Origin of the sequence: Streptomyces bambusae, from assembly GCF_019400985.1 — a bacterium.
GTDB classification, from domain to species: Bacteria; Actinomycetota; Actinomycetes; order Streptomycetales; family Streptomycetaceae; genus Streptomyces; species Streptomyces bambusae_A.
The window spans coordinates 1-21,492 of sequence record NZ_WTFF01000027.1 but is presented as its reverse complement, the minus strand read 5'-3'; the positions used below and the strand labels follow the sequence as shown (position 1 = coordinate 21,492).

22 protein-coding genes and 3 pseudogenes are annotated in these 21,492 nt (G+C 70.7%); 13 read left to right on the top strand and 12 right to left on the bottom strand.

Annotated elements, in window-relative coordinates; translation table 11 throughout:
- Positions 1-212: 212 nt before the first annotated feature.
- The 5 genes from GPJ59_RS06870 to GPJ59_RS06850 all read left to right on the top strand — a co-directional run bounded on the left by GPJ59_RS06870 (position 213) and on the right by GPJ59_RS06850 (position 4,490).
- Complete coding sequence (locus GPJ59_RS06870) at positions 213-1,637, top strand: family 2B encapsulin nanocompartment shell protein (protein ID WP_219665547.1); 1,425 nt, start codon at positions 213-215, stop codon at positions 1,635-1,637.
- Positions 1,628-2,665: a family 2 encapsulin nanocompartment cargo protein polyprenyl transferase gene (locus tag GPJ59_RS06865; protein WP_374200794.1), complete on the top strand. Its 1,038-nt coding sequence runs from the start codon at positions 1,628-1,630 to the stop codon at positions 2,663-2,665. The genes GPJ59_RS06870 and GPJ59_RS06865 overlap by 10 nt, the downstream gene beginning before the upstream one ends.
- A 164-nt stretch (positions 2,666-2,829) precedes the next feature.
- Positions 2,830-3,432, top strand: coding sequence for a GNAT family N-acetyltransferase (locus GPJ59_RS06860; RefSeq protein ID WP_219665546.1), 603 nt, complete (start codon positions 2,830-2,832; stop codon positions 3,430-3,432).
- Between the two features lie 166 nt (positions 3,433-3,598).
- Positions 3,599-4,192: a dihydrofolate reductase family protein gene (locus GPJ59_RS06855; protein ID WP_219665545.1), complete on the top strand. Its 594-nt coding sequence runs from the start codon at positions 3,599-3,601 to the stop codon at positions 4,190-4,192.
- Between the two features lie 97 nt (positions 4,193-4,289).
- Entirely contained in the window at positions 4,290-4,490 is a 201-nt protein-coding gene (locus GPJ59_RS06850) for a hypothetical protein (RefSeq protein ID WP_219665565.1), read from the top strand.
- Positions 4,491-4,538: 48 nt separating this feature from the next.
- On the opposite strand, the gene snpA is transcribed toward GPJ59_RS06850, so the two are convergent.
- Complete coding sequence (snpA, locus tag GPJ59_RS06845; protein WP_219665544.1) at positions 4,539-5,201, bottom strand: snapalysin; 663 nt, start codon at positions 5,199-5,201, stop codon at positions 4,539-4,541.
- Between the two features lie 213 nt (positions 5,202-5,414).
- Between snpA and GPJ59_RS06840 the strand changes: the two genes are divergently transcribed.
- The 3 genes from GPJ59_RS06840 to GPJ59_RS06830 all read left to right on the top strand — a co-directional run bounded on the left by GPJ59_RS06840 (position 5,415) and on the right by GPJ59_RS06830 (position 8,584).
- Entirely contained in the window at positions 5,415-6,350 is a 936-nt protein-coding gene (locus GPJ59_RS06840) for a LysR family transcriptional regulator (RefSeq protein ID WP_219665543.1), read from the top strand.
- A 247-nt stretch (positions 6,351-6,597) separates the two neighbouring features.
- Positions 6,598-7,572, top strand: a complete 975-nt coding sequence (locus tag GPJ59_RS06835) for a DUF4097 family beta strand repeat-containing protein (RefSeq protein WP_219665542.1) — start codon at positions 6,598-6,600, stop codon at positions 7,570-7,572.
- A gap of 1 nt (position 7,573) precedes the next feature.
- Entirely contained in the window at positions 7,574-8,584 is a 1,011-nt protein-coding gene (locus tag GPJ59_RS06830) for a PadR family transcriptional regulator (RefSeq protein WP_219665541.1), read from the top strand.
- 88 nt (positions 8,585-8,672) lie between these two features.
- Here GPJ59_RS06830 and GPJ59_RS06825 read toward each other — a convergent pair.
- From GPJ59_RS06825 to tgmA, 3 pseudogenes are all read right to left on the bottom strand, one after another.
- Positions 8,673-9,464 (bottom strand): annotated as a pseudogene (locus tag GPJ59_RS06825) (ATP-grasp peptide maturase system methyltransferase); the annotation flags it as partial.
- Positions 9,418-10,121 (bottom strand): annotated as a pseudogene (locus GPJ59_RS06820) (hypothetical protein). The pseudogenes GPJ59_RS06825 and GPJ59_RS06820, both read right to left, overlap by 47 nt.
- A gap of 108 nt (positions 10,122-10,229) precedes the next feature.
- A pseudogene (gene tgmA / locus GPJ59_RS38855) lies at positions 10,230-10,385 on the bottom strand (putative ATP-grasp-modified RiPP); the annotation flags it as partial.
- Positions 10,386-10,525: 140 nt separating this feature from the next.
- On the opposite strand from tgmA, the gene GPJ59_RS06810 reads away from it, so the two are divergent.
- Positions 10,526-11,719 carry an RNA-guided endonuclease InsQ/TnpB family protein gene (locus GPJ59_RS06810; protein ID WP_219665540.1) on the top strand — a complete coding sequence of 398 codons (1,194 nt, stop codon included), beginning with the start codon at positions 10,526-10,528 and terminating at the stop codon, positions 11,717-11,719.
- 85 nt (positions 11,720-11,804) lie between these two features.
- On the opposite strand, the gene GPJ59_RS06805 is transcribed toward GPJ59_RS06810, so the two are convergent.
- Both GPJ59_RS06805 and GPJ59_RS06800 read right to left on the bottom strand, forming a co-directional pair.
- Positions 11,805-12,059, bottom strand: a complete 255-nt coding sequence (locus GPJ59_RS06805; RefSeq protein ID WP_219665539.1) for a hypothetical protein — start codon at positions 12,057-12,059, stop codon at positions 11,805-11,807.
- Positions 12,056-12,259, bottom strand: a complete 204-nt coding sequence (locus tag GPJ59_RS06800) for a hypothetical protein (RefSeq protein WP_219665538.1) — start codon at positions 12,257-12,259, stop codon at positions 12,056-12,058. The genes GPJ59_RS06805 and GPJ59_RS06800 overlap by 4 nt, the downstream gene beginning before the upstream one ends.
- 190 nt (positions 12,260-12,449) lie before the next feature.
- On the opposite strand from GPJ59_RS06800, the gene GPJ59_RS06795 reads away from it, so the two are divergent.
- Positions 12,450-13,676 carry a transcriptional regulator gene (locus GPJ59_RS06795; protein ID WP_219665537.1) on the top strand — a complete coding sequence of 409 codons (1,227 nt, stop codon included), beginning with the start codon at positions 12,450-12,452 and terminating at the stop codon, positions 13,674-13,676.
- On the opposite strand, the gene GPJ59_RS06790 is transcribed toward GPJ59_RS06795, so the two are convergent.
- Both GPJ59_RS06790 and sodN read right to left on the bottom strand, forming a co-directional pair.
- Positions 13,657-14,322, bottom strand: coding sequence for an HAD family hydrolase (locus GPJ59_RS06790; RefSeq protein WP_219665536.1), 666 nt, complete (start codon positions 14,320-14,322; stop codon positions 13,657-13,659). The two genes, GPJ59_RS06795 and GPJ59_RS06790, sit on opposite strands and share 20 nt — an antisense overlap.
- A gap of 165 nt (positions 14,323-14,487) precedes the next feature.
- Positions 14,488-14,883, bottom strand: a complete 396-nt coding sequence (sodN, locus tag GPJ59_RS06785) for a superoxide dismutase, Ni (protein ID WP_048475438.1) — start codon at positions 14,881-14,883, stop codon at positions 14,488-14,490.
- A 198-nt stretch (positions 14,884-15,081) separates the two neighbouring features.
- On the opposite strand from sodN, the gene sodX reads away from it, so the two are divergent.
- On the top strand, positions 15,082-15,489 hold the full coding sequence (gene sodX, locus GPJ59_RS06780; protein WP_219665535.1) for a nickel-type superoxide dismutase maturation protease: 408 nt from the start codon (positions 15,082-15,084) through the stop codon (positions 15,487-15,489).
- Here the strand turns inward: sodX and GPJ59_RS06775 are convergent.
- The gene (locus GPJ59_RS06775; RefSeq protein ID WP_219665534.1) at positions 15,393-16,022 is read right to left on the bottom strand and encodes a CGNR zinc finger domain-containing protein; all 630 of its coding nucleotides are present in this window, start codon (positions 16,020-16,022) and stop codon (positions 15,393-15,395) included. The genes sodX and GPJ59_RS06775 overlap by 97 nt on opposite strands.
- An 82-nt stretch (positions 16,023-16,104) precedes the next feature.
- On the opposite strand from GPJ59_RS06775, the gene GPJ59_RS06770 reads away from it, so the two are divergent.
- Positions 16,105-16,878, top strand: a complete 774-nt coding sequence (locus tag GPJ59_RS06770) for a class I SAM-dependent methyltransferase (protein WP_219665533.1) — start codon at positions 16,105-16,107, stop codon at positions 16,876-16,878.
- Between the two features lie 119 nt (positions 16,879-16,997).
- Here GPJ59_RS06770 and GPJ59_RS06765 read toward each other — a convergent pair whose 3' ends face one another.
- The 3 genes from GPJ59_RS06765 to GPJ59_RS06755 form a co-directional block, all read right to left on the bottom strand.
- Complete coding sequence (locus GPJ59_RS06765) at positions 16,998-17,759, bottom strand: amino acid ABC transporter ATP-binding protein (RefSeq protein WP_308120170.1); 762 nt, start codon at positions 17,757-17,759, stop codon at positions 16,998-17,000.
- Positions 17,759-18,700 carry an amino acid ABC transporter permease gene (locus GPJ59_RS06760; protein ID WP_219665532.1) on the bottom strand — a complete coding sequence of 314 codons (942 nt, stop codon included), beginning with the start codon at positions 18,698-18,700 and terminating at the stop codon, positions 17,759-17,761. Before GPJ59_RS06760 ends, GPJ59_RS06765 begins: the two co-directional genes overlap by 1 nt.
- 65 nt (positions 18,701-18,765) lie before the next feature.
- Complete coding sequence (locus GPJ59_RS06755) at positions 18,766-19,728, bottom strand: ABC transporter substrate-binding protein (RefSeq protein ID WP_219665531.1); 963 nt, start codon at positions 19,726-19,728, stop codon at positions 18,766-18,768.
- A gap of 536 nt (positions 19,729-20,264) precedes the next feature.
- On the opposite strand from GPJ59_RS06755, the gene GPJ59_RS06750 reads away from it, so the two are divergent.
- Positions 20,265-21,470, top strand: coding sequence for an NAD(P)-dependent malic enzyme (locus GPJ59_RS06750; protein WP_219665530.1), 1,206 nt, complete (start codon positions 20,265-20,267; stop codon positions 21,468-21,470).
- Positions 21,471-21,492: the final 22 nt, after the last annotated feature.

The following is a 21,492-nucleotide window of genomic DNA, read 5'->3' as shown; positions in this document are numbered from 1 at the left end:
CCGTCCGGCGGCCGCCGTCCACCGCGGCTGCCGTCCGGACGTCCCGCGGTGGCTGAAACAGATGGGGCCGGAGTGTCCCGTGTGACTCATGTCGACCCGAGAGGGTGCCCACGCCCGTTCGGAGTAGTCCCACTCTTTTGTGTAATGGTCGCATCACCCTCCGTCCTGAAAGGCTCGATGCGCATATCCATGGAGTGTCGAAAGGGAATGACATGTCGGTCCAGGCAGGTTCCGAAGCCGAGGCGCAGAGTCCCCGGGCTCCACAGGGTCCGCAGCGCAGTCTCGCCACCTCGGCCGCACGGAACTTGGCAACCACGACCAAGTCCGTGCCCCAGATGCAGGAGATCACCTCCCGCTGGCTGCTGAAGACCCTCCCGTGGGTGTCCGTGCAGGGCGGCACGTACCGGGTGAACCGGCGGCTGACCTACACGGTCGGCGACGGCCGCGTGACGTTCGTCAAGACCGGTGACCGGGTCCAGGTCGTCCCCGCCGAGCTCGGCGAACTGCCGCTGCTGCGCGGCTACGAGGACCCGGACGTCCTCGCCGAGCTCGCCCAGCGGTGCCGCCAGGTCGACTTCGAGGCCGGCCAGGAGCTCACCTCCTTCGGCAGCCGCGCCGACGAGGTCTTCCTGCTCGCCCACGGCCGCGTCGACCAGGTCGGCCCGGGCCCGTACGGCGACGACGCGGTACTGCGCACGGTGGCCGACGGCGCCTACTTCGGCGAGGACAGCCTCGTCGACGGGGAGGCCATCTGGGAGTACACCGCGCGCGCCGCCACCTCCGGCACCGCGCTCGCGCTGTCCCGGCAGGACTTCCAGCTGCTCGCCGACCGCGTCGAGTCGCTGCGCGCCCACGTCGACCGCGTACGGTCCCTGCCCCCGCAGCACACCAACGCCCTCGGCGAGGCGGCGATCGACCTCTCGGCCGGCCACGTCGGCGAGCCCGCACTGCCGGGCACCTTCGTGGACTACGAGGCCAGGCCGCGCGAGTACGAACTCTCCATTGCACAAACGGTCCTGCGCGTGCACACCCGCGTCGCCGACCTCTACAACCACCCCATGAACCAGACCGAGCAGCAGCTGCGGCTCACGGTCGAGGCGCTGCGCGAGCGCCAAGAAGACGAGATGGTCAACAACCGCGAGTTCGGCCTGCTCCACAACGCCGACTACGACCAGCGCATCCAGCCGCACGACGGCGCGCCCGGCCCGGACGACATGGACCAGCTGCTCAGCATGCGCCGCGACTCCGACCTCTTCCTCGCCCACCCCAAGGCCATCGCCGCCTTCGGCCGCGAGTGCAGCAGGCGCGGCCTGTACCCGGAGACCGTCGAGGTCCACGGCCGCCCGATGCAGGCCTGGCGCGGGGTGCCGATCATGCCGTGCAACAAGATCCCGATCACGGAGTCCCGGACCACCTCGATCCTGTGCATGCGCACCGGCGAGGACGCGCAGGGCGTGATCGGGCTGCACCAGACCGGCCTGCCCGACGAGCTCGAACCGGGCCTGTCGGTCCGCTTCATGGGCATCAGCGAGCAGGCGATCATCTCGTACCTGGTCACCGCCTACTTCTCCGCCGCCGTGCTGGTACCGGACGCGCTCGGTGTGCTGGAGAACGTCGAGATCGGGCGCTGGCACTGAACGCCGTAGCGACCGGTGAGGGCCAGGAGGCCGCAGCCCTCCTGGAACAGACGAGAGAAACGGTCAACCCGCAGCTGCGCCGCACCCTGGAGAGCCTGCCCGGCGTGCTGGGGCGGGTGGCGATGTACCACTTCGGGTGGGTGAACGCCGACGGCACCCCCGCCGCGGGCCAGGCGGGCAAGGCCATCCGGCCCGCCCTGGTGCTGGCCGCGGCGCGGGCGCTGAAGGGCAGCGCGCAGGACGCCGTACGGGCCGCGGTGGCCGTGGAGCTGGCGCACAACTTCACCCTGCTCCACGACGACGTCATCGACGAGGACGTACGCCGGCGGGGCCGGGCCACCGCGTGGACGGTGTTCGGGACGCAGGACGCGATCCTCGCCGGGGACGCCGTGCTGGCCCTCGCCCTGCAACAGCTGGCCCAGGACCCGCACCCCGCCTCGGCGGCGGCCGCGGCCCGGCTGGCGGCGTGCATGATCGAGCTGTGCGGCGGCCAGCAGGCCGACTGCGCCTTCGAACAGCGGGCGCACGTCCCGCTGGACGAGTGCCTGGCCATGGCGACGGCCAAGACCGGGGCGCTGCTCGGCTGTGCGTGCGCGCTCGGCGCCCTGTACGCCGGGGCGGGCGTGGACGAGGTCGAGGCGATGGACGCCTTCGGCCGGGAGGCGGGGATCGCCTTCCAGCTGATCGACGACCTGATCGGCATCTGGGGCGACCCGGAGCACACCGGCAAGCCCGCCGGCGCCGACCTGCTCGCCCGCAAGAAGTCCCTCCCGGTCGTGGCCGCCCTCACCTCGGGCACCGAGGCCGGGGCGGAGCTGGCCGCGCTGTACGCCGGGCCCATGACCGGGGACGACGTACAACGGGCCGCCGACGCGGTGGACCGGGCCGGGGGCCGCGACTGGGCGCAGGCCCATGCCGCGGACCGGATGGGGCGGGCGGTGCAGCAGCTGTCCCGGGCCGTTCCGGACCTCGCGGCGGCGGGCGGTCTGCTGGCCCTGGCGGAGTTCGTGACCCGAAGGACGTGCTGAGGCACCAGCAAGACGTGCTGAGGGACCCGAAGGGCCAAGGGTCCGCGACGCCTCGGCACAAGGCCTGTTCCGGCACCTGGTGTGCCGGAACAGGCCTTTCCGCTGCTCCGGCCCAACTCTAGGATCGGCCACGGAAGTTGAAACGTCTGTGGAAGGTGAGAGCAGTGGTGCTTCAGATACGCCGGGCGGAGCAGGCGGACCGGGACGCGGTGGCGGCCCTGCTCGACGAGGCCTTCCAGGAGGACCCGGTGAGCAGCTGGGTCTTCCCCGACCCGGCGCACCGGCGCGCGGTGCACGGGAAGTTCCTCGGCGTCTTCGTGGACGTGGCGCTGGCCGAGGGGCGCATCGACTACGCGGTGGACGGCTCGGCCGCGGCGCTGTGGCTGCGGGTCCCGGCCGGCGACCACGGGGGCGAGGCGCCCGAGGACGACGTACCGGCGCGGATGCGCGAGGCCGCCGACCCGGACAACGAGCGCTGCGAGCTGGTCGGCCGGCTCCTCGGCGAGTCCCACCCGACCGGGGAGGAGCACGAGTACCTGCTGATGATCGGCGTCGCCCCGGGCCGGCAGGGCGAGGGGCTGGGCACCGAGCTGATGCGGCCGGTGCTGGAGCGCTGCGACCGGGACGGGCTGCCGGCGTACCTGGAGGCGAGCTCCGAGCGGAGCATGCGGCTCTACGAGCGGCTGGGCTGGGAGTTCACCGGCACGGAGGTGCAGCTGCCCGACGGGCCGCAGATGTGGCCCATGTGGCGCAAGCCGCGCGGGTGAGCGGGGGCCGTCGCCGTTGCTGTCGCACCCCGCTCGGGAACCTTCCTCGTGAGTCCTCGTGATGCCCTCGTAAATCCTCTTCGCGAATCACTTCACCTGTAGTACTTTGATTGCAGTGAACGGGGCGCCGTCCGGTGCCCCGAGTCGAACCGAAGAGGAATCGCGCTTGCGCAAGCTCACGTACTTCATCGCCACCTCCGTCGACGGCTTCATCGGAGACCCGGACGGCGACGGCAACTTCTTCATCACGCACTTCCTGGACCCGGAGTACACGCAGCGCATGTGCGCCGAGTACCCCGAGACCGTCCCCACTCACGTGCGGGAGCACCTCGGCCTCGCCGACGCCGCGCCCCGGCACTTCGACGCCGTGCTCATGGGTCGCGGCACGTACGACGTGGGATTCAAGGAGGGCGTCACCAGCCCCTACGGCCACCTGGAGCAATACGTCGTCAGCCGCTCCCTGACCGAGTCGCCCGACCCGGCTGTCGAGCTGATCGGCGGCGATGTCGTGGCCCGTGTGCGCGAGCTCAAGGAGCGCGAGGGCCTGGGGATCTGGCTGTGCGGCGGGGCGGACCTGGCCGGGCAGCTGGTGGACGAGATCGACGAGTTCGTCGTCAAGACCTACCCGTGCTTCCTCGGCACTGGCATGCCCATGTCGCGGGCCGGCTTCGGGGTGCGCCCGCTGGAGCTCACCAAGGTCGAGACCTTCGACGGCGGGCAGATCATCTCGACGTACGCCCGCAAGGACTCGACCGGCTGACGCGGCTGGGGCTGACCCGCCCGACCAGCTGACCCGGCCGACCGGCCGGCCGGACGGAAACCGCCCGGATCGGGACGAACCGTCCTACCGTGGACGTATGACCGGTCAAGAGCAGAAGCATCCCCAGGGGGCGGCCGCCGCGCAGGCCGGGCGTGAGCCCGAGCACTGCCCGGTGTGCGGCCGCCCCGTGGAGACGGTGATCAAGCGGCGCAAGGTCCTCGGCATCTTCGTGCCCGAGTGGGTGGCGGGACCCTGCCGGAACCCGGAGTGCCCCGCCCACGTCCAGCCGGGGGTCTGACCTTTCGGCGGACCGCCCCCCGGCCGGACGACCGCGCCGTGGGGGCGCCTACTGCTCCTGGGCGGCGAAGCCGTTGCGCCAGAGGTAGTTCACGCGGGACCGCTCCGCCGAGTTCGGCTGCGCGTTCTGGCACGAGGTGCCCGGGCCGCCGCCCGACATCAGCTCGCTGCACGGGCCCGAGTAGTGGTCGGGCAGGCCGAGCACGTGGCCCGTCTCGTGGGCGGTCACGCGGGTGGAGTTGTACTGCTGGTTCTGCCGGTAGTCGAGGAAGATGTAGCCCCGGCCGTGCCCGTCGGTGCTCGCGTAGGAGCCGCGCGAGTCGTTGCCCTCGTAGTACGCGAAGCTGCCGCCCGAGGACACCTCCTGCAGCTTGACGTTGGACACCGAGCTGTTCCAGATCTGCGTCGAGCGGGCTATCTGGCTGCGGAAGCTGGGCGCGTTGCGGGTGTTGTAGGTGACGGTGACGGCCAGGGCGCCCGGGTTCGCGGCGCGCTGCTCGGCCACCGAGCGCTGGATCGCCTCGAAGAAGGCGCGGTTTGCGTCGGCGTTCTCCTGCGAACGCTCGTACGCGGCGTACGAGGCGGCGTTGCCGACGGGGGCGGGAGCGGCGCCCGCGGCGGGTGCGATGCCGAGCGCGGCGGCGAGGCCGAGGCCGACCGAGGCGGCTAACAGGGCGGTTCGGGAATTACGGGAATTCCGGGAATGGCGCATGGAAGCTCCTGGCTCCGGTGTGGGGGGTGGCCCGTGGGGTGGACCGCTTTCGAACCGGAGTGTGAAGGAGCGCCCGGGCCCGCCGGATGATGTCAGCCCCCGATAACACGAAGCTATCGGAAGGTTTCGGGCGTCCGACTCCCATGAGAATGGCGGGTTTTGACGGGATGTCGGCGCCTGGTGCGGCCCAGGGGACCGGCCTACTCTCGGGGCATGGAGCTTGAGGTCAGGCACCTGCGCGCGCTCTGCGCCATCGCCGACGCCGGGAGCCTGCACAAGGCCGCCCGGCAGCTCGGCGTGAGCCAGCCCGCGCTGACCACCCAGCTGCGCCGGATCGAACGGGCCCTGGACGGCGAGCTGTTCCTGCGCGAGCGCACCGGCTGCCGCCCCACCCCCTTCGGCCTCAGCGTGCTGGGACGGGCCCGGCCCCTGCTCGCCGACATGGCCGCGCTGGTCGCCGAGGCCCGCGCCCAGGCGCACGGGCCGCGGCTGCGCATCGGATCGACCGCCAGCCGCGCCCTGCCCGGCTGGCTGCGCCGGCTGCACGGCCGGCTCCCCGACACCGAGACCACGCTGGTCGTGGACGTCTCGGCCAACGCCCTGCTGCGGATGGTGGCGGCCGGGGCGCTGGACGTGGCCTTCGTGCACGAGGTGGAGGGCTTCCCCCTGCGCGTGCCGGACGGCCTCCAGATACGGGTGCTGATGGAGCGCGAGCCCCAGTTCGTCTCCATGTCACGCGACCACCCCGCGGCCCGGCAGCAGGTCGTCCACCTGCGCGAACTGGCCGACGACCGCTGGATGGTGGACCCTTCCGTCGACGGCGAGTGGGACGGCCTGCGCCGCGTCCTCGGCGACGCCGGCCTCGACCCGCCCCTGCTGCACGCCGACTACCACACCGCCGCCTCGCTCATCGTCTCCGGCGAGGCGGTCGCCCCCTGCCAGCCGACGTCCGGACCCCGCGAGGACATGGCGATCCGGCCGCTCCACGGCGACCCGCTGGCCGTCCGGCTGCTGCTGGCCACCCGCCCCGGCGCCCACGCCGAGGCCTTCGCCGACCTGCGCGACGCCTACCGCGAGGCCGCGCTGCGCACCCCGTCGTACCGGGCCTGGCTGCGCCGGGCCGGCAGCTCCCTGCTCGACGCGGCCTGACGGCCGGCGCCGCCCACCTGCGGCCCGGGGCCCCGGGCCTCGGGCCCCGGCCCCGCGAGCGCGGGCCGGCCGCCGCTTCCGCCTGCCCCGGGGCGAGTCGCGCCCCGACTCACGCTCGATCGGCGATCGGCGATCGGCGATCGGCGACTCACGACTCACGCTCTATCGCGACGGCGCTTGACTTCACCCAACCGCGATATATCGTGTTACTCACAAGACGCGATATGTTGCGAGGAGGATCAGGGCCATGACAACGCAGTCCATGTGGTCGGTCGAGGGGCCGCAGAAGCTCACCTTCGACGAGCCGGTCGCGGACCTCCGCGTACGGATCATCGGCGGCACGGTCAACGTCGTCGCGGCGGAGGACGGTCCCGCCCGCCTGGAGGTGACCGAAATCGACGGCCCACCCCTCCAGATCGTGCAGGACGGCGCCACCCTCACCGTGTCCTACGAGGACTTCCCCTTCAACGGGGCCCAGTCCTTCTCCAGCTGGCTGGAGAGCAAGCCCTGGAAGCAGTGGTCGGCCTCCGGCCGCCGCAAGGCCTGGGAGCGCAGCGCCGTCGTCACGCTCACCGTGCCGGCCGCCACGCGGGTCCAGCTCGCCACGGTCAGTGCCGTCTCCTTCGTCTCCGGCATCGCCGGCGCCACCGACGTCACCGGGGTCTCCGGCGACACCACGCTCGTCGGGCTGACCGGCCCGGTCAAGGCGCACACGGTCTCCGGCGGGGTGGAGGCCCAGGGCGTCACCGGCGAGTTCGCCTTCCATTCCGTGTCGGGCGCGCTGACCGTGGTGGACGGCGCGGGCACGCGCGTACGGGCGGACTCCGTCAGCGGCGACATGCTGCTCGACCTCGGCGCCGGCCCGGCTGCCGATGCCGGCAACGCCGCCGACACCGACACCGGCAACGACACCGATGCCGGACCGCGGGCCGCCCGCCCGGTCGACATCGCGCTGACCTCCGTCTCCGGCCAGGTCGCGATCCGCCTCCCGCACCCGGCGGACGCCCGGGTCGAGGCCAACACGGCCAGCGGCGGTATCTCCAACGCCTTCGAGGACCTGCGGGTCTCCGGCCAGATGGGCGCCAAGCGGATCACCGGTACCCTCGGCGCCGGGACCGGCACCCTGCGGGCCACCACCGTCTCCGGCGCCATCGCCCTGCTGCGCCGCCCCCGGGACCCGGAGGACGCGGCCCCCCTCTCGCTCGACAAGAAGGTGCTCTGACATGCCGCCCGTCTTCGCCCACGGCCGTCTCCGGCTCTACCTCCTCAAGCTGCTGGACGAGGCCCCTCGCCACGGCTACGAGGTGATCCGCCTCCTGGAGGAGCGCTTCCAGGGCCTCTACGCGCCCTCCGCCGGCACCGTGTACCCGCGACTGGCCAAGCTCGAGGCCGAGGGGCTCGTCACCCACGCCAGCGAGGGCGGCCGCAAGGTCTACTCGATCACCGACGCCGGGCGCGCCGAGCTGGCCGGCCGCAGCGGGGAGCTCGCCGACCTGGAGCTGGAGATCCGCGAGTCGGTCTCCGAGCTGGCCGCCGAGATCCGCGCCGACGTCCGCGGCGCCGCGGACGGCCTGCGCCGCGAGATGCGGGCGGCCGCCTCGGCCTCCGAGACCTCCGTGGACGACGAGGCCTGGAAGGCGGTGAAGGAGGAGATGCGCCGCGCCAAGCAGGAGTGGAAGGAACAGGCCCGCCGCGCCAAGGACGAGAGCCGCCGGGCCCGCGAGGAGGCCCAGGCGGCCCGCCGCCAGGCGAAGGAGGCCCAGGACCGGGCGCGGGAGGACGTCCAGCGCCTGGCCGGCCAGTTCCAGGAGCAGTTCGCGAAGTCGGGCGTACGGGAGGGCCTGACGGACTTCACGGACAAGCTGGCGGCCTGGCTGGGCGGGCAGGGCCCGACCACCACGAACGGCGCCGCCACCGGCGCCGAGGGCGCCACCGGCGCCGACGGCACGGCCGGTGCCGGCGGTGCGGGTGCGGGTACGGGCGTCGGCGGTACGGGTGCGGGTACGGCTTCGGGTACGGCTTCGGGCGTCGGTGAGGCCCCGCAGTGGGCCCGGGACCTGGCCCCGTCCGGCGACCCGGCCCGGGACCTGGACCGGCTGCTCGACCGGTTCCGCGACGACGTCCGCGACGCCGCGCGCGACCACGGGGTCAGCGCCTCCCAGCTGCGCGAGCTGCACGCCCGCCTGGCCCGTACGGTCGCCGAGGCCACCGAGCTCCTGCGCGGCCGCGGCTGACCCGCCGCCACCACGGGCACCCCCGGGGCGTCCGTACCCGTCGGTGCCCGTCCGTACCCGCACAAGCCGAAGCCCACGGTGCTGCGGGTCAGCAGACCGGGTGCTGCCAGCGCAGCTCCGGGGAGTTCGCGAGGAAGTACGTGTGCCCCCGCTCGGTCACGCGGAGGCGGACCTCAGTGATGTCCGGCCGTCCGATGTCGGCCCATCCGAGGAGGGCCCGCTCGATGTCGTCCCACAGACGGACGGGGCCGCCCTGGCGTACGCCCCACTCGTCGCCGTCCTGGACGAGCTCGGCGAACGATTCCCGGTCCGGGTCGAAGAGGTAGACGCGGGCCCTCCCGTCGCCGGCCCGCACCCGCAGGACTTGGGCCGCGGGAGCTGCGAGCTGGGCCAGGAAGGCCGGCATGGGCTCGTCGAGGTCGGTCGGGGCGACGAGGGCCCGCCGCTCGCCGTCGGAGTACGCCACGCGGGAGGAGAGGTCCCCGGCGATCTGCGTGACGGCCTGCGAGCGTGCCTGCATGAAGCTGGCGTGGGCGACGAACCTCCCGTCGGCCGTCCCGTCGTCGCGAACCGTGACCTTCGCGAGGCCGGTCCCGGTGAGCAGTGACCCGACGGTCGCGAGGATGACACCGCCGGGGCGGGTCTGCCGCACCCACGTGTAGGGGATGCGTCGCACACCGCAGGTGGCGATCACCCTGTCGTACGGGGCGCGACGGGGCAGGCCGAGGAGTCCGTCCCCGGTGACGGTCCAGGTGGAGAAGCCGGCGGCCTCCAGGGCCGCGTCGGCGCGGGCCGCGACTGCCGCGTCGACCTCGATCGTGGTGACGTTGTCCTCACCCAGGCGGTGACACATCACGGCGGTGGAGTACCCGGTTCCGGTCCGGCTTCGAGGCGGTCGGCGAGGGCCTGCCGCTCGGGGCTGGTGTCGGCCAAGGGGTTCCTCCTCGGGCGAGCAGGTCGGCGAAGGCGGCCGCCATCGGGAGCCCGGTCTGCTCCTCCAGCCAGCCCCATTGACCGTTGGGGTTCAATTCCAGGAGCCAGTACGCTCCGTCGCGGTCGGCCGCGAGGTCGAAGCTTCCGGACGGGAGACCGCAGGCGTCGAGGAAGGCGAGCAGCGCCGCTTCCAGCGAGCTCGGCAAGGTGACGACCGAGTACGCCAGGGCAGAGTAGTCCCGTTCACCCACAGTGGGCCGTCGAGGGCGTGCAGGACGCCGCCGAATCCATATCGCGTCTGCGCGGCGGCGAACCGCGCGTCATCGGGGCTCAGCTGCGGGAAGTCGGGCCACGTTGGCCGGCGCCAGTACACGGCCCGGATGTCATCCAATCGAGCGGCTCTCGACGGGGTGAGCATCCGCCCGGCCGTGTCGGCCGGACGGATGCCGTACCGAGCCGAGACCGTCAGGCCGTCGCCGATGTCGGCGGGGTTGAACCTGACCACCGGCACACTTCGCCGGCTGAGTTCGGCGATGACCATGTCGGCGGTGACGTCGTCCGCCTCAGTGGCCACCACTACCGGCCTCTTCTCGGTCGTACGCATCAGTCCTGCTGGCTGTCCTGGTCGCTGCCCTGGTCGCCGGACCCTTGCCCCCCCGTCGGGGCTGGTCGAGGTCGTGGTCCCCGTGGCGCTGCTGGTGCCGTGCTTGCCCATCTCGACCACCCGGCCGAACCGGTCCCGAAAGACGCCGAGCTGAGTGGCGGGGTCGACGGTGACCGAGGTGTACGGGACGCTCACCGTGGTGCTGTACGGGGCGAGGCGGCTGCTCCCCCACGGGGCGACGGGAACGGGGGACGTGACGTTCATCGGATGCCTCCGAGGAAACCCCGCCCTTTAGGGCGGGGAGGAATCGGACTCCTGCGGAGCTGGGATCTGCCGCCAGGGCGGATCGCAGTGCCCTGACCCGCAGGTTTGATCTTTACATCAGGTCCCGCTAGTTTGTAAGCGTGTCCACGAACCAGGTGAAGCGGGCGTTCAAGTACCGCTTCTATCCGACCGACGCGCAGGCAGCCGAGCTGTCGCGCACGTTCGGATGCGTTCGGAAGGTCTACAACCTGGCGCTCGCGGCCCGTACGGAGGCGTGGGCGCGGCAGGAGCGGGTCAACTACAGCCAGACCTCGGCGATGCTGACGGAGTGGAAGAAGACCGAGGAACTGTCCTACCTCTCCGAGGTGTCCTCGGTTCCGCTCCAGCAGGGTCTTCGGCATCTGCAGGGCGCGTTCGCCAGCTTCTTCGCCAAGCGGGGTAAGTACCCGCGTTTCAAGTCGCGGAAGAAGTCCCGCAAGTCCGCCGAGTACTCGTCTTCCGCGTTCCGCTACCGGGACGGCAGGCTGACGCTGGCGAAGATGTCCGACCCGCTGGACATCGTCTGGTCTCGTCCGATCCCGGATGGCGCGAGCCCGTCCACGGTGACCGTGTCGCAGGATGCGGCCGGACGCTGGTTCGTCTCGATGCTGTGCGACGACAGGCCGACGATGCCCGAGCCGGTGAACGCGGCTGTCGGCATCGACGCCGGGATCACCAGTCTCGTGACGCTCTCCACCGGGGAGAAGATCACCAACCCGAAGTTCGAACGCAAGGACCGCGCCCGTCTGGCGAAGGCCCAGCGGAATCTGTCCCGCAAGGCCAAGGGCGACGGAGTCAACCGGGTCAAGGCCCGGCGCAAGGTCGCCAAGGTCCACGCCCGGATCGCCGACCGGCGCCGGGACTTCCTGCACAAGCTGACCACTCGTCTCGTTCGTGAAAACCAAACGATCGTGATCGAGGACCTGACCGTGCGCAACATGGTCAAGAACCACTCGCTCGCCCGAGCGATCTCGGACGCGAGCTGGACCGAGATGCGGTCCATGCTGGAGTACAAGGCAGGCTGGTACGGACGCGAGGTGATCGCCGTGGACCGGTGGTTCCCCTCGTCCAAGCTGTGCTCCACCTGCGGCACCTTGCAGAGCAAGATGCCGCTGAACGTCCGCACCTGGACGTGCGACTGCGGGACGACCCATGACCGGGACGTGAACGCGGCGAAGAACATTTTGGCCGCCGGGCTGGCGGTGTCTGTCTGTGGAGCTGGTGTAAGACCTCAACGGAGTTCTCCGGGCGGGCAGCCGGCGACGAAGCAGAAAACCCCACGGCGCGAGCCGTAGGAATCCCCTCCCTTCAGGGAGGGGAGGATGTCAAGTGACTCCAATCGGTTGCGTGCACCCGGTCCCGGACGGGATCGGGCAAGTCTCACAGCCGCTTCCAGCAGTGCACCGGGTCGTGCACGATCCCGACCCCGGCCTGGCAAGGCGCGCAGTAGACCAGGGTGGAGCCGAACCGCCGTTGGATGGCGCCCGGCCGCAGGCAGAACGGGCACGGCACGGTCATCGCGCGGCAGACACCCCCGAGGTGGGCCGGGGACGGCTGGACCTCCAGGCCGAGGCCGGTCACCGCGAGGTTCGCGGCCTCGGCCTTCATCTGGGCCAGGCTGCGCCGCCTGCTCACCGGGCGGGCCTGACGCAGTCGAGCGGGGCGTCGAACTCGCGGTGGTCGGCGCCGCGGATGTACGCGACGAGGTCGCCGCCGGCCTCGGCCATGACGGCCATCAGCTCGCCCTCCCGGAGCGACCGGGTGTCCACGACCTGCCGGCCGCGTAGTCGATGCTCAACATGGTGGAAGGCCAGGCCGTTCTCACGGGCGTCCATGCCGGTGCTCCCTACCGTCGTCAGCGGGTTGGTGGGGAACACCTTGGACCGCAAGAAGTCCTGACGCGAGGACTTCTCAGGGACTTCTCACGGCACAAAAAGGGACTTCTCTGCGCCCGTTGTGGTGAATCGTGGTCTAGCGCGCGACTTCCTGAGACAGTGACAGAAACTCGCACTCACGGAGGTCGGGATGGCCCGTTCCACCGGCAACGCGCGGCTACGCGCGGCGCGCACAGCTGCCGGGTTCCGCTCGCAACAGGACCTCGTCAACGCGCTCGCCCGCCTCGGCGTCACCGTCGGCCTGAAGCAGGTCCAGCGCTGGGAATCCAGCAGCCCGCCCTGGCCCTACCCGGACGCCCGCCTGGCCCTGCAACAGCTCCTCGGCCAGACCATGGAGCAACTCGGCTTCACCCCGCCCACCGGCATCGTGGAACCAGCGCCCCCAGCCACCGTCCTTGCTCCGCCCAGTCGCTCCGTCGTCCGCACGCCGAACACGATGCAGCCGGCCACCGCTGCCGCCGAGTACATGGCCGTTACCCGCTCGCACCGGCGGCTCTACTGGACCGTCGCCCCGGCCACCCTCCACCCGGCCGTAACTGCGCACGCCGAGCTCGGCGACGCGCTGTTCCCGGCCACCGCCGGGAACACTCGGCAGACCCTGGCGGCAGCCCTCGCCGAGAGTCATCTCCTCGCCGGCCGGATCGAGTTCTTCGACCAGCGCGCTCCGGAACGCGCCCGGGACACCTGGGTCCGCGCTCTCCAGGCCGCCGGCGAGGCCGACGACCCTCTGTTGGGCTCGGCCGTCCTGGCACACATGGCGTTCGTGCCGGGATGGGCCGGAGACCAGCCCGCAGCCGCCGAGCTCATGATTGCTGCGCGGACCTACGCACGCCGGGCCCCAGCCAGCCCGGAGTTCTTGGCGTGGCTGGACGCGGTCGAGGCGGAGTGCGAGACCCGGTGCGGAAACATGCGGGCCGCGCTCAACCTCATCGCGCACGGCGAGGACGTGCTCGCGGCAGGCGGCGAGCACTCGAACCCGGAGTGGATGGACTGGTTCAGCCCCGTCCGTATGGCCGCGTTCAAGGGCAACACGCAGCTGAAGGCCGGGCACCTGCCGCAGGCGAGGGAAACACTGCTCCGAGTCCTTGAAGAACTCCCCGCGGACGCGGACAAGCAGCGCCCGGTGATCCTCGGCGACCTCGGCGCGGTCGAGGCCGCGGCCGGCCATCCGGAGGCTGCCGCAGGTTACGCCCTGCGCGCGCTGGAACTTCTGGAGAGGCATTGGTACGCCACTGGAATGGAGCGCGTCCGCGACGTGCGGCGCGCCCTCGCCGCGTGGCAGCACGAGCAGTGCGTCCGTGACCTTGATGACCGGTTGTACGGGTGGGGCGCGGTCGTCAGCGCTCTGGCGTGTTGAACTCGGCAATGAGGCCCGGTAGCTCGGCCAGCGACTCCACCCGGAACGTCGGCAGCTGCCGGGCCTCATCGCTGTCCCACTGGATGGTGGCCCAGGGGCCGCGGCGGATGAGCGCGGTATGCATGCCAGCGGCGGCGCCGGGTCGGAGGTCGTTGTCGATGCGGTCGCCGACGTAGAGGATCTCGTCGTTGTCGTAGGGGACTACCTCGGCGACGCGCTCGAAGAACAGCGGGTCGGGCTTGCTGGCTCCCCAGTCGTCGGAGGTTCCGATCAAGTCGACGTCGCCGGTGAAGAGGCCTCGGAGTAGGCAGCCGGCGCGCACGGTCTGGTTTCCTGCGATGCCGAGCCATAGCCCGTCCGCACGGAGCTTGGCCAGGGCGGGCCGGACGTCCGGGTACAGGTCGTCCTCGCCGAACCACTCCGGCTGACCGGCGGCCGCGCGGGCCTCGCGCTGCTCGGTGAGGTCGAACCCCGGCCGAAACTCCTGAAACGTCTCACGGTAGTCGCGGCCTTGCGCGATGACCGCACCGAACATTGCGGCGAACGTGTGCCGCGGTACGCCGAGCCAGTCCGCCCACGTGCCGTACTCCCGGGTCTCGTCGACCAGGCACTCTCCCACGTCGAACACCACAGCGCGAATTGCCATGGGCGCAGCCTACGGGGCCTGGACGCACGAATGCGCCCCCGTCGTCGCGTGAGCATCTCCCAAACGGCCCACAATTGATCTTGGAAGGCCCGGCTGCAACAGCGGCCGGGCCTTCCTCGTAGCCCGCTGACCTGGAGTCCAGGACGGACGGACTATGCGCCTGACTCAGGCGGCCTTGGTCTCCCAGAAGATCCGGTCGATCTCGGCGATGAGGTCCAGGGCCTTCTGGCCGGTCGCCGGGTCGTTCGACGCCTTCGCGGCCGACAGGGCCTTGAGGGTGTCGTTCACCAGCGTGTGGAGCTGCGGGTACTTCTCGAAGTGCGGGGGCTTGAAGTAGTCGCTCCACAGGACCGACACGTGGTGCTTGGCCAGCTCCGCGCGCTGCTCCTTGATGGTGATGGCGCGGGCGCGGAAGTCCGCGTCCTCGTTGGCCTGGTACTTCTCCTGGACGGCCTTGACCGACTCGGCCTCGATGCGGGCCTGGGCAGGGTCGTACACGCCGCACGGCAGGTCGCAGTGGGCGCTGACCTTCGCCTTGGGGGCGAAAAGGCGGGAAAGCATTGAGCTCGTCCTCCTCGTGATCGTCTTCTCAAGGGGGAGATTACTCGGTGAGAAAGCGGATTTCGCGGGCGCCCCCAGGGGCTTAGGACAAAAGTCCAGGGTCAGGATGGGAGGGGTGAGCGAACATACGGACGCCGTCCGGGACGGCGTACGGACCAGCGCGCGGCACACCGCGCGGACGTGGAGCAGGAGGTGCGCATGGGCTGGCAGGTGCCGTTCGTGGTGGTGGAGGTGTACGGCCCGTCGATGGTGCCGACGCTGTACGAGGGCGACCGGCTGGTCGTACGCTACGGGGCGCGCGTCCGCCCGGGTGACGTCGTACTGCTGCGCCATCCGCTCCAGCAGGACCTCGTCGTCGTCAAGCGCGCCGTGGAGCGGCGCCCCGGCGGCTGGTGGGTGCTCGGCGACAACGGCTTCAACACCACCGGCGACAGCGAGGACTACGGCGTCGTGCCCGAGGACCTGGTCCTCGCCGTCGCCCGGTGCCGCTACCGGCCCCGGACGCCCGATCAGCGGTCGCTGAGGGCGCGGCTGTCCTGGGCCGGCTCCGCGCTGCGGCTGCTGCTGCCCGACCCCGAGGCCTCCAGCCGCTTGCGCGCCCGGTAGGCGGCCACGTTGGCGCGGGTGGCGCAGCGGTCGGAGCAGTAGCGGCGGGAGCGGTTGGTGGAGGTGTCCAGGTAGGCGTTGCGGCACGGGGGCGCCTGGCACAGGCCGAGCCGGTCCGGGCCGAACGAGGTGAGGTGGAAGGCCAGGCCCATGGACGCGATGGCCGCGTAGCCGGCCGTGGCGTTGGAGGGATGGTCGGCGAGGTGCATGTGCCAGTCAGGCCTGCCCTCGTCGTCGAGGTACTCGTGGCCGGAGATCTGCGGGCTGACGGGGAACTCCATCAGCAGCGAGTTCAGCAGGTCGACCGCGAGCACGTGGTCGCCCCCGTTGGCGGCCTCGAAGACGGCGCGCAGGCGGCCGCGCACGTTGCGGAAGCGGGTCACGTCCGCGTCCGTGACCCGGCGGGCCATCTGCGTGCTGGCGCCGAAGAGGGAGCGGACGGCGTCCACCGAGGTGAGCGAGTCCTTGTTGCGGGCCGGCTCCTCGGTGTTGACCAGGCGCACGGCGAAGTCCGAGTAATGGGCCAGTTCCACTTGTAGTCCTTACGGCTGCGGGCTAGGGTCTCTGTAACAGCTGAGACGTCTTCGAGGGTATTACGTACGGAGGGTGTGTGCGATGACCGGTACGGCGACGGGCACTGCGGCCGGTACGGACTGGCAGGCCTGGCAGGACAGCTGGGACCGCCAGCAGGAGTGGTACATGCCGGACCGCGAGGAGCGGTTCCGGGTGATGCTGGACATGGTCGAGGCGACGGTGGGTACGGCCCCCCGGGTGCTCGATCTGGCGTGCGGTACGGGAAGTATTACGGATCGGGTGCTCAAGCGGTTCCCGGAGGCCACCGGCACGGGCGTGGATCTGGACCCCGCCCTGCTGACCATCGCCCGCGGCCACTTCGCCGGCGACGCCAGGGCCTCCTTCGTCACCGCCGACCTCAAGGACCCGGCATGGACCGCGGCCCTGCCGTACGACACGTACGACGCGGTGCTCACCGCCACCGCCCTGCACTGGCTCCACAGCGACGAGCTGGCCGTGCTCTACGGGCAGCTCGCACCGCTCGTGCGCCGCGGCGGCGTGTTCATGAACGCCGACCACATGATCGACCAGGCCACCCCGCGCATCAACGCCGCCGAACGCGCCGCGCGGCACGCCGCCATGGACCGGGCCAAGGCCGCAGGTGTGCTCGACTGGCGGGAGTGGTGGGCCCTGGCCGCCGCCGACCCGGTGCTGGCCGAGCCGACGAAGGCCCGCTTCGCGATCTACGGCGAGCACGCCGACGGCGACGCCCCCTCCGCCGGATGGCACGCCCGCACCCTGCGCGAGGCCGGCTTCGCCGAGGCCCGGACCGTGTGGGCGTCCCCGTCCGACGCGCTCGTGCTCGGGCTGAAGTAGCCGGCGTACGGCATCCGCGCACGCTGTCCCCACACGTGTACGCATCCGCATACGCATACGCCGAGGGGCGGTACGGAGGATCCGTACCGCCCCTCGGGCATCGCCGTGCCTGCGGCCCGCTACAGCACCTTGGACAGGAACGCCTTCGTCCGGTCGTGCTGCGGGTTGCCCAGGACGTCACGCGGGTGGCCGGACTCGACCACCACACCGCCGTCCATGAAGACCAGGCTGTCGCCGACCTCGCGGGCGAAGCCCATCTCGTGGGTCACCACGACCATGGTCATGCCCGATTCGGCCAGGTCCCGCATGACGTCGAGGACGTCGCCCACCAGCTCCGGGTCGAGCGCAGAGGTGGGCTCGTCGAAGAGCATCAGCTTCGGCTCCATGGCCAGCGCGCGGGCGATGGCCACGCGCTGCTGCTGGCCGCCGGAGAGCTGCGAGGGGTAGTTGCCGCCCTTGTCGCCCAGACCCACCCGGTCGAGCAGCCGGATCGCGCGCTCGCGCGCCACCGCCTTGGACTCGCCCTTGACCATGACCGGGGCTTCCATCACGTTCTCGATGGCCGTCATGTGCGGGAAGAGGTTGAAGCGCTGGAAGACCATGCCGATGTCCCGGCGCTGGGCCGCGACCTCGCTGTCCTTCAGCTCGTAGAGCTTGTCGCCCTTCTGGCGGTAGCCGACGAGGTCGCCGTCGACGTACAGCCGGCCCGCGTTGATCTTCTCCAGGTGGTTGATGCACCGCAGGAAGGTCGACTTGCCGGAGCCCGAGGGGCCGATCAGGCAGAACACCTCACGCGGGGCGACCTCCAGGTCGATGCCCTTGAGGATGTGCGCCGCACCGTAGGACTTGTGGACGCCCTCGGCCTTCACCATGGCAGTCATCAGGCCACCGCCTTGCGGGTCGAGAAGCGGGAGAGGTTCGCCTTGACCTTCTGCCACGGCGTGGGGGGCAGCGAGCGCAGCGCACCGCGCGCGTAGTGCCGCTCCAGGTAGTACTGGCCGACGGAGAAGATGCTGGTCAGCGCCAGGTACCAGATCGAGGCGACGAAGAACATCTCCATCACCGCGAACGAGGTGGCGGCGATGTCCTGAGCGGCGCGCAGCAGGTCGAAGTACTGCACCGCGACCACCAGCGACGAGGTCTTCAGCATGTTGATGAACTCGTTGCCGGTCGGCGGCACGATCACCCGCATGGCCTGCGGCAGGACGACCCGGCGCATGGTCTGCGTCTGGGTCATGCCGAGCGCGTGCGAGGCCTCCGTCTGGCCCTCGTCGACGGACTGGATGCCCGCACGGACGATCTCGGCCATGTACGCGCCCTCGTTCAGGCCCAGGCCCAGCAGGGCGGCCAGGAACGGCGTCATGACCTGGGTCATCTCGTCCTTGTAGAACCCGAGGTTCAGGATCGGGAAGATCAGGGCGAGGTTGAACCAGATGAGGAGCTGGACGTAGACCGGGGTACCCCGGAAGAACCAGATGTAGAACCAGGCGATGGTACTGGTCACCGGGTTCTTCGAGAGCCGCATCACCGCGAAGACCACGCCGAGGACGAGGCCGAGGGCCATCGAGGCGACGCTGATCCAGACGGTGTTGGCCAGACCCTCGAGGATCGAGGGCTCGAAGAGCTTCTCCGGCACGGTCGCCCAGCGGACGTTGCCCTGCGCGAAGGCGAAGCCGAGGGCCACGACCAGTGCGATCACGACGACGGCGCTGATCCAGCGGCCGTAGTGGCGGACCGGGATGGCGCGGATCGCCTCGGGGGGGACGGCCCCGGCCGGCGGAGTGTCCGCCGGGTCCGGGACCTTGTCGAGCTTGTCAGTCACAGTGACTGCCCTTCAGTGCTGCATGTGCTTCGGAGTACCGCGTACCGCGCGTACTACAGGGGAGGTCACTGACCGGCGTTGACCTTGGCCTCGGTCACGGCACCGGAACCGGCGTTCCACTTGTCCAGGGCGGCCTTGTAGGTGCCGTCCTTGATGATCGCGTCGAGCGCTTCCTTGAGGGCGTCGCGCAGCTCGGTGTTCTTCTTGTCCACCGCGATGCCGAAGAGGCCGGCGTCGGTCGGGTTGGCGATCGCCTCGAAGTCGTTGCCGCCGCCCGCGGTCTTGGCGATGTGCGCGGCGACCGGGGAGTCGTTGAGGTCGGCGACGGCGCCGCCGGCCTTCACGCGGGTCTGGGCCTCGGCGTCGGTCGGGAAGGACTCGATCTTGAGCTCGCCCTTGCCGTCCGTCTTGCACTTCTCGGCCTGGGTCTTGGCGGAGTCCTCGTACGTGGTGCCGCGCTGGACGGCGACCGTCTTGCCGCACAGGTCGTCGAGGGTCTTGATGCCCTCGGGGTTGCCCTTCTTGACCAGGATGCCGGTCGAGGCGGTGAAGTAGTCGACGAAGTCGACGCCGGCACCGGTCTTGTTGCCCTTGTCGTCCAGGCCCTCCTGGCGGGCCTTGGTGTCGGTCAGCGAGGACATGACCATGTCGCTGCGGCCGGTCTGCATGCTGCCGATCAGGGTGTCGAACGTGCCCGACTCGAACTTGAAGGTGACACCCAGCTGCTTGCTCAGCGCCGCGGCGATGTCCGGGTCGACGCCGACGATCTTGCCGCCCTCGGTGAACTCCATCGGGGCGTAGGTCGCGTCGGTGCCGACCTTGATCACGCCCGCGTCCTGGACCTTCTTCGGGAGCTTCGCGAAGAGCGGCGCGCTGCTGTTCGCCTTCGTCTCACCCGGGGTCGAGGAGCCCTTGTCCGTCTGGTCGCCACAACCGGTGAGGATCAGGGCGCCGGCGACCGCGATCGCGCCGACCGCGGCGATCCGGGACCGGGCAGCGGTCGTACGACGAGTGGTGCTAGCGGTCATGAGCTGGTTCCTCCGGCAGGAAGGGAAAAGCATCCGATAGTGGTCGAGCACGCACCTTCGAGTGTCACGACCTTGTGTGATTGACGCATCTTGCCATTCGGACTGGCGCATTCAGGCAGTTCGTCAGGTCAAAATCGGATAACGGGTGTCCCGAAGCGCCCCACGGGCCTGCGGGCACCCCCTCCCGCCGCCGAAATATGTGCTGTGACCTGCGACTTTGGCGAGATTTTTTACGGTTGGGTTACGGACCGTCCCAAGGACTGGACACGGGTCTTTGGACTTTTCGCCGAAACCCGGACAAGGGGCGTGCGTTCGAGTAGGAATCGACTCGTCTGGGTGAGCGTTCTTCGGGTAGAACAGATCCTTACACCCCTCATCAGGGGCTCAGGGCGCGTGTGCGGCGCGCCCGCGCGTACGAGCCTCCCCTTCGCGGAGACGGGCCAACCGTCGATGCGGAGTTCGTACGCGGTGCCCGCCCACCCCTTAACCAGGAGTGGTCACCCTCAATGATTCAAAGACTTAAGGGGTCACAAGAAGTGGCAGCGGAGATCGTCAACCCTCGCAGCGACAGCGAGACGGAGAACAACCCGGACGCGGCCTTCGCGCTGCACCGGGGCGGCAAGATGGCCGTCCAGGCCACCGTCCCGGTCCGGGACAAGGACGACCTGTCCCTGGCGTACACGCCGGGCGTGGCGAAGGTGTGCAGCGCCATCGCCGAGCAGCCGGACCTGGTCCACGACTACACCTGGAAGTCCAACGTCGTCGCCGTCGTCACCGACGGCACCGCCGTGCTCGGACTCGGTGACATCGGACCTGAGGCCTCCCTCCCCGTGATGGAGGGCAAGGCCATCCTCTTCAAGCAGTTCGGCGGCGTGGACGCGGTCCCGATCGCGCTCGCCACCAAGGACACGGACGAGATCATCGAGACCGTGGTCCGGCTCGCCCCGTCCTTCGGCGGAGTGAACCTGGAGGACATCTCCGCCCCCCGCTGCTTCGAGATCGAGCGGCGCCTCCAGGAGCTCGTGGACATCCCGGTCTTCCACGACGACCAGCACGGCACCGCGATCGTCTCGCTGGCCGCCCTGCGCAACGCCGCCAAGCTCACCGGCCGCACCCTCGGCGACCTGCGCGCCGTGATCTCGGGCTCCGGCGCGGCGGGCATCGCCATCGCCAAGATCCTGGTGGACGCGGGCATCGGCGACGTCTGCGTCACCGACCGCAAGGGCGTCGTCTCCGCCGACCGCGCGGACCTGACGGACGTCAAGGCGGAGATCGCCGCCCTGACGAACAAGAGCGGCCTCAGCGGTTCCCTGGAGTCCGCCATGGCCGGTGCCGACGTGTTCATCGGCGTCTCCGGCGGCACGGTGTCCGAGGCGGCGGTGGCGTCGATGGCGAAGAACGCGTTCGTCTTCGCCATGGCCAACCCCAACCCGGAGGTCCACCCGGAGGTCGCGCACAAGTACGCGGCGGTCGTGGCCACGGGCCGCTCGGACTTCCCGAACCAGATCAACAACGTGCTCGCCTTCCCCGGCATCTTCGCGGGCGCCCTCAAGGTCCGGGCCTCCCGGATCACCGAGAACATGAAGATCGCCGCTGCCGACGCCATCGCCGGCGTCGTCGCCGACGACGAGCTCGCCGCCGACTACGTGATCCCGTCGCCGTTCGACGAGCGCGTGGCCAAGGCCGTCGAGGCCGCGGTCGCCGCGGCGGCCCGCGCGGACGGCGTGGCGCGCCGCCCGTAACGGCGGGCGCGCGGCCCGTAAC